The 13,176-nt window shown below is 53.8% G+C and carries 13 protein-coding genes and 1 tRNA gene; 10 read left to right on the top strand and 4 right to left on the bottom strand.

Features of this window, described 5'->3' with window-relative positions; genetic code table 11:
- Window positions 1–16: 16 nt before the first annotated feature.
- Window positions 17–922 carry a DNA-binding transcriptional regulator YafC gene (yafC, locus tag QE396_RS12595; protein WP_014168734.1) on the bottom strand — a complete coding sequence of 302 codons (906 nt, stop codon included), beginning with the start codon at window positions 920–922 and terminating at the stop codon, window positions 17–19.
- Between the two features lie 104 nt (window positions 923–1,026).
- Between yafC and QE396_RS12590 the strand changes: the two genes are divergently transcribed.
- The 3 genes from QE396_RS12590 (at window position 1,027) to QE396_RS12580 (ending at window position 3,987) form a co-directional block, all read left to right on the top strand.
- Window positions 1,027–2,202 (top strand): MFS transporter, encoded by a 1,176-nt coding sequence (locus QE396_RS12590; protein ID WP_020882804.1) that lies wholly within the window; start codon window positions 1,027–1,029, stop codon window positions 2,200–2,202.
- Between the two features lie 136 nt (window positions 2,203–2,338).
- Entirely contained in the window at window positions 2,339–3,139 is an 801-nt protein-coding gene (locus QE396_RS12585) for an endonuclease/exonuclease/phosphatase family protein (protein ID WP_025205128.1), read from the top strand.
- A gap of 74 nt (window positions 3,140–3,213) precedes the next feature.
- A complete protein-coding gene (locus QE396_RS12580; RefSeq protein ID WP_020882802.1) occupies window positions 3,214–3,987 on the top strand; it encodes a class I SAM-dependent methyltransferase in 774 nt (257 codons plus the stop codon).
- Between the two features lie 52 nt (window positions 3,988–4,039).
- Here QE396_RS12580 and mltD read toward each other — a convergent pair whose 3' ends face one another.
- Both mltD and gloB read right to left on the bottom strand, forming a co-directional pair.
- Entirely contained in the window at window positions 4,040–5,404 is a 1,365-nt protein-coding gene (gene mltD, locus QE396_RS12575; protein WP_014168738.1) for a murein transglycosylase D, read from the bottom strand.
- A 68-nt stretch (window positions 5,405–5,472) separates the two neighbouring features.
- A complete protein-coding gene (gloB, locus tag QE396_RS12570) occupies window positions 5,473–6,231 on the bottom strand; it encodes a hydroxyacylglutathione hydrolase (protein ID WP_020882801.1) in 759 nt (252 codons plus the stop codon).
- Between the two features lie 32 nt (window positions 6,232–6,263).
- Here gloB and QE396_RS12565 point away from each other — a divergent pair, with 32 nt between their 5' ends.
- Complete coding sequence (locus QE396_RS12565; protein WP_020882800.1) at window positions 6,264–6,980, top strand: class I SAM-dependent methyltransferase; 717 nt, start codon at window positions 6,264–6,266, stop codon at window positions 6,978–6,980.
- On the opposite strand, the gene rnhA is transcribed toward QE396_RS12565, so the two are convergent.
- The gene (gene rnhA / locus QE396_RS12560) at window positions 6,981–7,448 is read right to left on the bottom strand and encodes a ribonuclease HI (protein WP_020882799.1); all 468 of its coding nucleotides are present in this window, start codon (window positions 7,446–7,448) and stop codon (window positions 6,981–6,983) included.
- Window positions 7,449–7,512: 64 nt separating this feature from the next.
- Between rnhA and dnaQ the strand changes: the two genes are divergently transcribed.
- From dnaQ to QE396_RS12530, 6 genes are all read left to right on the top strand, one after another.
- A complete protein-coding gene (gene dnaQ / locus QE396_RS12555) occupies window positions 7,513–8,244 on the top strand; it encodes a DNA polymerase III subunit epsilon (protein ID WP_032669568.1) in 732 nt (243 codons plus the stop codon).
- 132 nt (window positions 8,245–8,376) lie between these two features.
- A tRNA-Asp gene (locus tag QE396_RS12550) sits at window positions 8,377–8,453 on the top strand.
- Between the two features lie 387 nt (window positions 8,454–8,840).
- Entirely contained in the window at window positions 8,841–9,560 is a 720-nt protein-coding gene (locus QE396_RS12545; RefSeq protein ID WP_014168746.1) for a FadR/GntR family transcriptional regulator, read from the top strand.
- On the top strand, window positions 9,557–10,570 hold the full coding sequence (locus tag QE396_RS12540) for an ABC transporter ATP-binding protein (RefSeq protein WP_014168747.1): 1,014 nt from the start codon (window positions 9,557–9,559) through the stop codon (window positions 10,568–10,570). The genes QE396_RS12545 and QE396_RS12540 overlap by 4 nt, the downstream gene beginning before the upstream one ends.
- On the top strand, window positions 10,567–11,649 hold the full coding sequence (locus QE396_RS12535) for an ABC transporter ATP-binding protein (protein WP_020882797.1): 1,083 nt from the start codon (window positions 10,567–10,569) through the stop codon (window positions 11,647–11,649). Before QE396_RS12540 ends, QE396_RS12535 begins: the two co-directional genes overlap by 4 nt.
- 2 nt (window positions 11,650–11,651) lie before the next feature.
- The gene (locus QE396_RS12530; RefSeq protein WP_020882796.1) at window positions 11,652–13,166 is read left to right on the top strand and encodes an ABC transporter substrate-binding protein; all 1,515 of its coding nucleotides are present in this window, start codon (window positions 11,652–11,654) and stop codon (window positions 13,164–13,166) included.
- The last annotated feature ends 10 nt before the right edge of the window (window positions 13,167–13,176 follow it).

The following is a 13,176-nucleotide window of genomic DNA, read 5'->3' as shown; positions in this document are numbered from 1 at the left end:
CTGTAGCCTGAAACCCTCACACAGCTCCCCCGGGAGCTGTTTTTATATGTTCGCTCAGGAAATCGATAAAGGCGCGTATGCGCGTACTTACCGCTCTGTCACTGTAATAAACTGCACTAAAAGGCATCTCCACAGGCAGACGTTTATCTGCCATCAGCTCTACAAGCTCACCGCGTGCAATTTCTTTATCAATCATATAGTCCGACAAACAGGCGATCCCATTCCCTTCGAGGCAAAGCTGCTTCAGCGTTTCTCCACTGTTGGACGATAACCCACTGGTGATTTCATGCAGTTGACCATCATGACAGGCCACAGGCCAGGTGTTCAGCGATACGGGCTCCGTGAAGCCCAGGCACAGGTGCTGCTTCAGTTCTTCAACCGTCTCTGGTTTGCCATGCTCTGCGATGTATTGCGGTGATGCGACTATCTTGCGGTAGCTGGCAAAAAGAGGGCGGGCCCGCAAGCTCGAGTCGGTCAGCGTGCCGGCCCGGATCGCCACATCCACTTTCCGCTCGATGAGATTGATAAACGTCTCTGAGGAAACTAACGAGAGCGTCATCTCCGGATAGCGTTCGCGGAAAGGCTTGATCAGCGGCATCAGAAAATGAAGAACAACCGGTGTTGCCGCATCAATGCGCAGCAATCCGCGTGGCGTGCTACGGGTTTCCATAATCTCTGTTTCTGCCGCCGCCATCTCCTGCAGGACGGACTGCACACGGCGGAAGTAACGCTCGCCTTCCTCCGTCAGGCTTAGCTGACGCGTCGTTCGGTTGAGAAGACTGACGCCGAGCTTCATCTCCAGTTTTTTCACCGAGCGGCTGATGGCTGAATTAGCCTGCCCCAGCTGCTCGGCCGCACGGCTAAAACTGCCGCTTTCGACGACGGCGACAAAAATTGTCAGCTCTTCCGACGTTGCTTTCATTGTTGCACCACCTGCAAAATTCTATTGATATTTTGACCATTTTTGTTATTTAAGCACTGGCGCATACTGCCTGTCATCTTAATCCTGATGATATGGAGTTATTTATGCCACTGGCGCTACTTGCCCTGACGATCAGTGCCTTTGCAATTGGCACGACCGAATTTGTTATCGTAGGACTGGTGCCTACGATAGCTAACCAGCTTTCAATCTCGCTGCCTTCTGCCGGCCTGTTGGTTTCTATCTATGCGCTCGGGGTTGCCATCGGCGCCCCCGTCCTGACCGCGTTGACGGGACGTTTCCCGCGTAAGCCGCTGTTGGTTGCGCTGATGGTGTTATTCACCGCTGGCAATATTCTGGCCTGGCAGGCGCCGGACTACACCACGCTGGTGATTGCCCGGCTGCTGACCGGTCTCGCTCACGGTGTGTTCTTCTCCATTGGTTCAACTATTGCAACCAGCCTGGTACCAAAAGAGAAAGCAGCATCCGCCATCGCGATTATGTTCGGTGGTCTGACCGTCGCCCTTGTCACCGGTGTACCGTTAGGAACGTTTATCGGACAGCACTTTGGCTGGCGCGAAACCTTCCTTGCCGTCTCTTTACTGGGGGTGATTGCCCTGGTTGCCAGCCTGCTATTGGTACCGTCGACTATTGCAGGACGTGCGAGTGCCAGCCTGAGCGATCAGCTCAAGGTACTCACGCATCCGCGTTTGCTGATCATCTACGCCGTCACAGCGCTCGGCTATGGGGGTGTATTCACGGCTTTCACCTTCCTGGCTCCGATGATGCAGGACCTGGCAGGCTTCTCACCCAGTGCAGTGAGCTGGATTTTGCTGGGGTATGGTATCTCCGTCGCCATCGGTAATATCTGGGGAGGGAAGCTTGCGGACAAACATGGTGCAGTGCCGGCCCTGAAGTTTATCTTCGCAGCACTGGTTGTTCTGCTGATGATTTTCCAGTTCACGGCATCGATGCAATACGCCGCGCTGATAACGGTACTGGTGATGGGGATCTTCGCCTTTGGTAATGTGCCAGGCCTGCAGGTTTACGTGGTACAAAAAGCCGAACTTTATACACCCAACGCGGTAGATGTCGCATCGGGCCTGAATATTGCCGCGTTCAATATTGGGATTGCGCTGGGTTCTATCATTGGTGGGCAAACCGTTGAACATTTCGGATTAACCCAAACGCCATGGATTGGTGCGGTGATTGTTCTGGTCGCTTTCCTGCTGATTAGCCTGAGTGGGCGCCTTGATAAACCCGCTCGTGTAGTGCTGGGATAACATCAGTAAGTGCTTGCTTACAAAACTGGAAAGCGGTTTATCTGAAATTGCGTTGAAAGTGTAACCTAAAGTCCCTATAACATTAGAACCAGTCCGTTTTCCGGGCTGGTTCATGTTACAGAGGCCGTTTCCAAAAGTGCGAAAAAATACCTATGCCATGCGTTATGTTGCCGGAATGCCCGCGGAGAGGATCTTGCCTCCGGGGTCGTTTGCGAGCATAAGTCAGGCATTACCTGCCGGGACACCCTTAAGCAGCGATGAAAAAATCCGGGTGCTGGTGTGGAACATCTTTAAACAACAGCGCGCTGAGTGGTTATCGGTACTCAAGAATTTTGGGAAAGACGCCCATCTGGTGCTGTTGCAGGAGGCGCAAACCACCCCCGAGCTGGTAAGGTTTGCTACGACTCACTACCTTGCTGCTGACCAGGTTCCCGCGTTTGTCTTGCCGCAACATCCTTCTGGCGTGATGACCCTCTCTTCGGCTCATCCGGTCTATTGCTGCCCGCTGCGCGAACGCGAGCCGATTCTGCGTCTGGCGAAATCGGCGCTGGTAACGGTCTACCCGCTGCCGGACACGCGCATGCTGATGGTTGTGAATATCCACGCGGTCAACTTCAGCCTGGGCGTGGATGTGTATAGTAAGCAGTTACTTCCGATCGGTGACCAGATCGCCCATCACAGCGGGCCCATCATTATGGCCGGGGATTTTAATGCCTGGAGCCGTCCGCGCATGAATGCGCTGTATCGCTTTGCACGCGAAATGTCGCTGCGTGAAGTTCGTTTTAGCGATGACCAGCGCAAGAAAGCGTTTGGTCGTCCTCTCGATTTTGTCTTCTATCGTGGTCTGAACGTTCACGACGCCTCTGTTCTGGTGACGCGTGCCTCCGATCACAATCCTCTACTCGTTGAATTCAGTCCCGGCAAACCTGATAAATAATGGTATGTCAGGTCTGCCGTGGGGCAGGCCATTCGGGTGCTGCCCTTTATTTTAAACAACAAAAGGACAGTACGATGACAACAACACACTCCCATCATGACAACGTAGAAAAACAGTTTGGCTCCCAGGCAAATGCTTATCTGAGCAGTGCCGTGCACGCGTCTGGCCGTGATCTGGTCCGTCTCGGTGAACGCCTGGCGGCAGTGCCGCACGCGCACGTCCTGGACTTAGGCTGTGGTGCCGGGCATGCCAGCTTCACGGCAGCACAGCAGGTGGCGCAGGTCACGGCCTATGATTTATCCAGGCAGATGCTGGAGGTGGTTGCAGAGGCTGCACAAGTCAAAGGGCTGAACAACATCACGACGCGTCAGGGCTATGCCGAATCCTTACCCTTTGAAGATGCCTCATTTGAAGTTGTTATCAGCCGTTATTCTGCGCATCACTGGCATGACGTCGGCCAGGCATTACGTGAAGTTAAACGCGTTCTGAAGCCGGGCGGGGTCTTTATCATTATGGATGTGATGTCGCCGGGACATCCGGTGCGTAATATCTGGCTGCAGACGGTTGAAGCGCTGCGCGACACCTCGCATGTGCAAAACTACTCCAGCGGGGAGTGGTTAGCGCTGATTACTGAAGCGGGGCTGATCACACGTGCATTGATAACGGACCGCTTGCCGCTGGAGTTCAGCTCGTGGATTGCCCGTATGCGCACGCCGGAAGCGTTAAGCCAGGCCATTCGATTGTATCAGGATAGCGCGTCGGCGGAAGTGAAGGCGTACTTTGAATTGCAGGATGATGGATCATTTACCAGCGATACCATCATGGCTGAAGCGCAAAAAGCAGCGTAAAGAAAAAAGGCACCGAGGGGAATCGGTGCCTTTTTATCGTTAGGTCGTGTCATCAGGAGTCTGGCGTGGCGCTATTTTTCACAAACAACGTCAGCTGGTCGCCTGGTTTCAGATTGTCAGTATCATTGTTCCAGCGCATCACATCCTTGATATTTACGCCGTGTCGTTTTGCGATACTGGACAGTGAATCACCTTTACGCACACGATAGGTAATGCTATCGCTGTTGCTGGCGAGACGCTGTGCACTGTTACCTGCACCCACCGTCAGAGTCTGACCCACTTTCAGGCCTGAGCTGCGCAGATTATTCCACTGCTGCAGATCGTTTGCCGTCACGCCAAGACGTGAGGCAATGCCCGAAAGTGTATCACCTGACCGAACCTTATAGCTGCGGCTGTTCACGGATGATGCATCCGCGATCAGCGTTGACTGAACAGCGGCAATTTCACCCGATGCTAAAGACTCACGTAACTGCTCAGCATGTTTCTGCGGAACCATTACATACTGCGGACCACTGGCCCCCAGCGTTGAGCCTTTAACGCCAGCATTAAAGGTTTTCAGTTTACTTACCGACATACCCGTCATATCAGCAACCTGTTGAATATCAACCGGATTGCTGAGGCGAACACGCGCCAGTGCACGACTTTCGTCTGGTGTTGGCAGTTGTACACCGTAACGCTTGCTGTTCTTGAGAATATCGCTCAATGCCAGCATTTTCGGTACGTAAATCTTCGTTTCCTGTGGCAGTGAGAGCGACCAAAAATCGGTGGATTTACCCCGTGCTTTATTCGCTTTCATTGCCTTCAGTACACGACCTTCGCCACTGTTATACGCTGCGACCGTTAACAGCCAGTCGCCGTCGAACATCTTATTAAGACGTTCCATCATGTCGAGAGCGGCTGTCGTTGAAGCGACAACATCACGACGCGCATCATAGTTGCGGGTCTGTTTCAAACCATAGTTTCGCCCGGTGCTCGGAATGATCTGCCAAATGCCTGCGGCATTGGCGCCAGACGTCGCGTGTGGGTCAAAAGCGCTCTCCACTATGGGTAGGAGTACCAGCTCCATCGGCATGTTACGTTTCTTAACTTGCCCGGCTATCCAGTACATATACGGCTCTGCCCGTAAAGTTACATCGTGGAGATAGCTCTTATTTCTTAAATACTTTTGCTTCTGTTCGCGAATCCGGTTGTTTTCCGGAATTCCCATCTTTAGCTCGTCGCCAATAGAGGTCCACAAGTCTTCATCCTGTGCGAAAGACGTCCCATCGTCCATCCATCGCGCTGAACTTGTAAACTTCCCTGCTTCCCCTTGACCAGCTGCAGAAAGGCTCTGTGCGTGCTGTTGTACGTTGCTGCCGTTCTGCGACTGGCAACCTACAAGCAGGACAGAGGCGAGTAATATCGCTTTTGCCTTCATGTGTGTGTCAATAGTTGCTTAAAAGACGAGCGATGATAACGGCGAAATTTTGAAAAGGCAACCCGCAATTATCTGAAGTTATCTTTCTTTGACCTTAACCATGCAAATCGTTGTTCTGGTTGTGACAAATTTGTTTCTTTGTTAATTTCATCAATTAAATCAATATCATCTGTTCGTAAAAATAAATTAGTTTTACGCTCATTTTTCAGAATTACGGGGAGTGTTTTTTGGTTTTTTGCACGTAACTCCTTCACTTTGTGATAATAATCTTGAATCGCCCGATCCTCTGGCAAGATGCTCGCCGCAAACTTCATATTTCCTAATGTATACTCATGTGCGCAACAAATAAGGGTATCGTCAGGTAATGCGCTAATCTTCTGTAATGACTGGTACATCTGGGCTGGGGTGCCCTCAAAAAGTCTTCCACAGCCGCCGGAGAACAGCGTGTCGCCGCAAAAAAGATAAGGTTTACTGTAGAAACAAAGATGTCCCAAAGTGTGACCTGGTGTAGCAAATACAGAAAACTCCCACTCGCGTATGAGGATATTTTCACCTTCTTCGACTACCTGCGTTGCTCCCTTATCTTGTGTCTCTGCCGGTCCGTAAACCACCAGATGCGGGAATTGGGCACGAAGGTCAGCAACACCGCCGGTATGATCGTTATGATGATGGGTCAGAAGGATGGCCTCTGGTTGCCAGCCGTTCTCTTTTATCGCATCTGATACAGGAGCCGATTCTCCAGGATCGACAATGACGCACCGACGCTCGTCATCGACTAAAACCCAGATGTAATTGTCCTGAAAGGCGGGAATACTGATAAGATTCATAAATTACCTCTTATAGCGTGGTGGGTGTGTTGATGAAACCGGCAAGGATACCTCAGATTGTCCCGGCACCTGAACGTTGGGCCGAATTGCCCTGGGGTGAATACTATCGCGAGAACCTGGAACAGCAGCTTAAACCCTGGCTCGCGAAAATGTATGGTTTTCACTTGCTTAAGATTGGCAATCTCAGCGCGGAAATCAATACCGAAAGCTGCGCTATCTCACATCAGGTTAATGTCTCTCTTGGCGCATCGCCGGTTCAGGTGAAAGCGGATCCTTTACATCTGCCGTTTGCGGAAAAGTCCGTTGATGCCTGTCTGCTGGCACACACGTTGCCCTGGTGCAGCGATCCTCATCGCCTGCTGCGCGAGGCCGACCGCGTCCTGATTGATGATGGCTGGCTGATACTCAGCGGGTTCAATCCGCTGAGTCTGATGGGGCTGCGCAAGCTGGTTCCGGTGCTTCGCCGGACACCGCCGTATAACAGCAGGATGTTCACGATGATGCGCCAGCTTGACTGGCTTTCACTGCTGAACTTTGAGGTGCTCTGCTCGGGCGGTTTTCAGGTACTTCCCTGGGCACGGCAGGGGGGCGTTGTTCTGAGCACCCATCTGCCGGCATTAGGCTGCATGCAGTTTATTGTCGCGCGTAAGCGAACCATCCCCCTTACGCTTAATCCGATGAAGCAGAGTAAATCGAAATCGCCCATTCGCCAGACCGTGGGCGCCACGCGGCAGTACAGAAAACCCTGATCAGGATTCGGGCTGATAGCCTGAGTCTTCATGAGCGGGGTTGGATGCCGCTGCCCGTGCCAGTTCGTCACATCGTTCGTTTTCGGGGTGGCCTGCGTGACCTTTAACCCATTCCCATTTAATCTCGTGCTGGCCCAGCGCAGCATCAAGACGTTTCCAGAGATCGACGTTTTTGACCGGCTTTTTGTCTGCCGTCTTCCAGCCGCGTTTTTTCCAGTTGTGGATCCACTGGGTGATCCCCTGGCGTACGTACTGACTGTCAGTGCTCAACACCACATCACAGTGTTCTTTTAGCGCTTCCAGCGCCACAATGGCGGCCATCAACTCCATGCGGTTGTTGGTGGTCAGAAAATAGCCTTCGCTAAAAGTTTTTTCATGCTCGCGATAGCGCATAATCGCGCCATAACCGCCAGGCCCTGGGTTGCCGAGGCAAGATCCATCGGTGAAAATTTCTACCTGTTTACGCATCTCTGGTAGACTTCCTGTATTTGAAACGTTCAGTTAAACGATAAGTCTGACATAAATGACCGCTATGAGCACTGCAATTACTCGCCAGATTGTCCTCGATACCGAAACCACCGGTATGAACCAGATCGGCGCGCACTACGAAGGGCACAAGATCATCGAGATCGGTGCCGTTGAAGTGGTGAACCGTCGTCTTACGGGGAACAACTTCCATGTCTACCTCAAACCCGACCGGCTGGTGGACCCAGAAGCGTTCGGCGTGCACGGTATCGCCGATGAGTTCTTGCTGGATAAACCGACCTTTGCGGAAGTGGCAGACGAATTTCTGGAATATATCAAAGGCGCCGAGCTTATCATTCACAACGCGTCGTTCGATATCGGCTTTATGGACTATGAGTTCAGTAAGCTCCATCGTGATATTCCGAAAACGAACACGTTCTGTAAGGTGACCGATAGCCTGGCGCTGGCGAGGAAAATGTTTCCTGGCAAGCGTAACAGCCTGGATGCGCTCTGTTCTCGCTATGAAATAGATAACACCAAGCGAACGTTGCACGGCGCATTGCTCGATGCCCAGATCCTGGCGGATGTCTACCTGGCGATGACCGGTGGTCAGACGTCCATGAAGTTCAGCATGGAAAATGAATCGCAGCAGACGCAGGGGGAAGCGGGGATTCAACGCGTTGTTCGCCAGGCCAGTCGTTTGCGAGTGGTTTTAGCCAATGATGACGAGTTACTTAACCATGAATCCCGTCTTGATTTAGTGCAGAAGAAAGGCGGAAGCTGCATGTGGCGGGCCTGAAAAAGGGCCGGAATGCCTGTAAAATCATCGTTTGGGTGAATTTTGCAGCAAACGATTCAAAACGTGAGAAAAAGCGTTGACGAGTCCGGAGGCAAACCGTAATATGCGCCTCGTTCCCCCAGCGGGAACAGTGGAGCGGTAGTTCAGTCGGTTAGAATACCTGCCTGTCACGCAGGGGGTCGCGGGTTCGAGTCCCGTCCGTTCCGCCACTATTCAGAAGGCCTGAATCAGAAATGATTCAGGCCTTCGTCGTTTCTGCGTCTGCAAATCTTCTTTATCCGCCCCCCCTGTCGTTATTAACAAAAAGTTAATATCTGTGGTGCAATTAATTAACATTTGATCAATGATAGTGCACAATTTGCACCGTATTTGTGCATTTTGCCACCAGTTGTCTTTTTGGCAGCGGAGCAGATGTGTAATTTTGTAAAAAATAATTCACCGAAAATCATTCGCTTATCTCCACCCCTTCAGAAAGTTCATGAACCAATGCTTTATTGGTTCGTTTATTGCTTAATCATTAGCACGGTAAGTAGCATGTCATATCAATAACTTATCGTTAATAAAAATAAAGTAATGATGATAGCGAGCGAACCAATATGGAAAAACCGTCACGGTTTCTGGCCAATTCCAGCACCGCGCTTGAGCAGCTGCGCGGACTGATCAACCAGCATGAGTCAACACCAGGCACTCCGCTGCCCACTGAACGTGAGCTGTCGGAGACTCTCGGCGTAGGACGACGTGAAGTACGTCGTGCGCTGGATGTGCTGGAAGAGGAGGGGCGGATCTGGCGTAAACAGGGCAAAGGGACCTTTATAGGCCCGTCTGCACCTGTTGAACCTCTGGCCCTTCAGGGATTGGTTCAGCAAACCAACCTTCTGGAAGTCATGGAAGCTCGTCTACAGCTCGAACCCGGCTTAGCCCGGCTTGCGGCACTGCGTGCCACCAGGGAAAACCTCGCGCTTATGCAGCGCATGCTGGAACGCATTGATAAGGTCAGCCCGGACGACCGCGATCTCAACGAACTCTGGGATAGCGCATTTCACCGCGCCATTGCCGAGGCTGCCGGTAATCGCCTGATGCTTGGCCTGTTTGATGCCATTGATGCCGTCAGACGTGAACCGGGCTGGCAGCATTTGCGCGAATTAGCCCGTACACCCGAGCGGGTTGATCACTATAACGACCACCATCAAAAAATCATGTCTGCGATTATCCATCGCCAGCCTAATGAAGCAGCGGCCGCCATGCGCGAACACCTGCTTAGCCTGCAGTCAGCCCTGATTCAGGCTATTCACCTTGAGGACGACTTCACGCTATGACGACGATCCCGTTTAAGGACCCCACGCCTGTACTGCGGCTGCAAAATCTTAACGTAACGTTCGCCGGCTCTCCGGTGAGCGTGCTTGATGGTATTTCACTGACGGTCAACGCGGGAGAAACGCTGGCGCTGGTGGGGGAATCCGGCTGCGGGAAAAGTATCACCTCATTAGCGCTGATGGGCTTACTGCCCGCCAGCGCACAGATCGTCAGCGGCGAGATGCAGTTCCGTCGTCACGACTTACGAAAGCTTTCACCGCGGGAATATGCCGATCTTCGCGGCAGCGAACTGGCAATGATTTTCCAGGAGCCAATGACCTCGCTCAACCCTGCCTTCACGCTGGGAGACCAGCTCAGTGAAGCGGTGATGCGCCATCAGAAACTTTCTCGTGCAGAGGCGATGAAGGTTGCGCTGCAGATTCTGGAGAAGGTGCAGATCCCGGCAGCAGAAATGCGCCTGAAAGCGTATCCGCACCAGCTTTCCGGGGGGATGCGTCAGCGCGTGATGATTGCGATGGCGCTGATTAACCATCCACGTTTGCTGATTGCCGACGAGCCGACAACCGCGCTGGATGTGACCATTCAGGCGCAGATCCTCGCGCTGCTTAATACCCTCAAAGAAGAGACCGGTACGGCGGTGTTAATGATCACCCACGATCTGGGCGTGGTGGCGGAAGTCGCGCAGCAGGTGGCGGTAATGTATGCCGGACAGGTGGTAGAGCAGGGGAGCGTGGAGGCCATTTTTGCCGACCCGCAACACCCGTACACCATAGGACTGATGGGCTCGATTCCGTCCCTCGGCGCACGTAAAGGCGCGCTTTCCACTATTCCCGGAGCCGTTCCGCTGCCGGAATCCATGCCCAAAGGGTGCCGGTTCGCTACCCGCTGCCCCTTCGCGCAAACGCGGTGTCATGACGAAAAGCCGTCGCTGACGGCGATGGGGACCGACCATCAGGTGGCCTGCTTCCGCGTGCCGCTGGAACAACATATTGCGCTGGGAGAAATTGCATGACGACGCCCATTCTTGAAGCCCGGGACCTGAGCAAGCTTTTTCCCGGCCCTAAAAAACTGTTTACCCCAGCACGTTTTGTCACCGCGGTCGATCGCGTCTCCCTCTCCGTCATGCCTGGTGAAACGCTGGCGATTGTGGGTGAGTCCGGATCCGGAAAATCGACGCTGGGCCGTCTTCTTCTGCGGCTGCTGGCGGCCAGCGAAGGACGCGTATTTTATCAGGGTGAGGAGATCACTCATGCCTCGGGAGCGCGTCTGAACCAGCTGCGGCGGGAGCTGCAGATCATCTTTCAGGATCCTTTCGCATCGTTAAACCCGCGCATGGCGGTCGAGCAGATCGTCGGTGAGCCGCTGTGGCTACACCAGTCGATGAAGAAAGCCGACAGGCAATATCGGGTGGCGGAGCTGCTTAAAACCGTAGGGCTGCCAGCGGCCTGGGCGCAACGTTATCCGCACGAATTTTCCGGAGGGCAGCGTCAGCGAATCGGTATTGCGCGTGCGCTGGCCTCCGGGCCAAAGCTGTTGCTGGGGGACGAGCCGGTCTCCGCGCTGGATGTCTCGGTTCAGGCGCAGGTGGTCAACCTGCTGGAAAGTCTGAAGCATCAGCTGGGGCTGACAATGGTGATTGTTGCCCATGGCCTGGCGGTGATTCGCCATATGAGTGACCGCGTGGCGGTGATGTATCTCGGGCAAATTGTTGAGCTTGCGACAGTCGACGAAATCTTTGATGCCCCGCTACACCCCTATACGCAGGCGTTAATCGCCTCCGCCCCCCAGATGCAGCCAGGCGCGCCGCGGGTGGCACCTCTGCTGCAGGGGGATTTACCGAACCCGGCCAGCCCACCGTCAGGCTGCCGTTTCCATACCCGTTGTCCGTATGCCACGGATGAATGTCGCCAGGTCGAGCCGATCAATCAGGTGCTGGACGGGGGACGCCAGATTGCCTGCCATCGCTGGCAGGAGATTAACCGTGATCGCAGTGTTATCCAGATAGCACCGCCATCCGCAGCCTTTCTGCGCCGCCGCGCGCTGTTTGAACACGCGGCCAATCACTCCTCCCTTCCTTCAAGGAACTCATGATAATGACAATGCGTAATTCTCTTTTGACCGTACTGGGAAGTGTTATGTTGCTTGGCGCGGCGCTGCCCGCCCATTCTGAAAGCGTACTGCGAATTGGTCTGGGTGCGGATCCGGACATGCTCGATCCGCATCTTGCGCGCACCTATTATGGCCGTTTCGTCTTTGCCTCTCTGTGCGACCGGCTGGTGGACGTGGATGAGCATCTGAAAGTGGTTCCCGGGCTGGCGAAATCGTGGGCCTGGAGTGACGACGGCAAAACGCTGACCATGGATCTGCGTGAAGGTGTGACCTTCCATGACGGTGAAAAATTTGACGCCGCCGCGGCAAAATACAACCTCGACCGCGCGCTGACGTTAAAAGGTTCGCTGCGTAAAAGTGAAATCTCGTCCGTTGAGTCCGTTGAGGTGACAGGCCCGATGCAGATTGCCCTGCATCTGAAAACACCTGATGCCGCACTGCTGATGCAGCTTACCGATCGCGCCGGGGCGATGATGGCACCCGACGCCGCGAAAAAGCCTGACTTTGCCGCCCATCCGGTCTGCTCTGGCCCCTATAAGTTCGACAGCCGCGTCTCACAGGACCGTATCGTTCTGACGCGTTTTGACAACTACTGGAACAAAGGCGCTTACCATTTCGACAAAATTATCTATCTGCCGATCCCGGATGCTTCCGTGCGTCTGGCTAACCTGCGTGCAGGGGATCTTGATCTGACGGAAGGCATTGCCGCCAGCGACGTGAAAACCGTAGAAGCCGACAGCAAACTGGCGCTGGCGAAGGTGACCGGTCTGGGTTATCAGGGCATTACCTTCAATATCAATAACGGCAAGGTCCCGGCGAACGATCCGTTTAAGGATGCCCGCGTGCGTGAGGCATTTTCTCAGGCAATCGATCGCGATGCGTTAAATCAGGTGGTCTTCGAGGGACTGTACACCCCGGCAAACCAGGCGTTTTCTACCGTAAGTCCGTATCACGTTAACCTGCCGGTGCCACCACGCGATGTCGACAAAGCCAAAGCGCTGTTGAAAGCGGCAGGCGTCACTACGCCGCTGAATGTCAATCTGCTGGTGCCCAACAACCCAACTTCACAGCAGGTCGGTCAGGTACTGCAGGCGATGGTCGCAGAGGCTGGCTTTAACCTGAACCTGCAAATGACCGAGTTCGCCACGCTGCTCGACCGTCAGCAAAGCGGTGATTATCAGCTGAGCTTCTCTGGCTGGTCGGGTCGTCCGGATCCGGATGGCAGCATCTACGGCTTCATTAACAGCAAAGGCACCCTTAACGACGGTCGCTACAGTAACGCGCAGGTGGATGAATGGCTGACGCAGGCGCGCCTGAGCAACGACAAAGCCGTCCGTCAGCCGCTGTACGACAAGGTGGTGAAACAGCTACAGACGGATATGCCCATTGCCTACCTCTATTTTGAACCGCGTATTTTTGGTCTGAACAAGAGCGTGCAGGGCTTTAAACCGTATCCGGACGGCATTGTGCGTCTGGCTGGCCTGACGCTGGCGAAATAACTGGCCTGAG

Source organism: Enterobacter sp. SORGH_AS_0287 (assembly GCF_031453695.1).
GTDB classification, from domain to species: domain Bacteria; phylum Pseudomonadota; class Gammaproteobacteria; order Enterobacterales; family Enterobacteriaceae; genus Enterobacter; species Enterobacter ludwigii.
The sequence above is the reverse complement of the archived record's forward strand: the minus strand, read 5'-3'. Positions and strand labels throughout refer to the sequence as shown.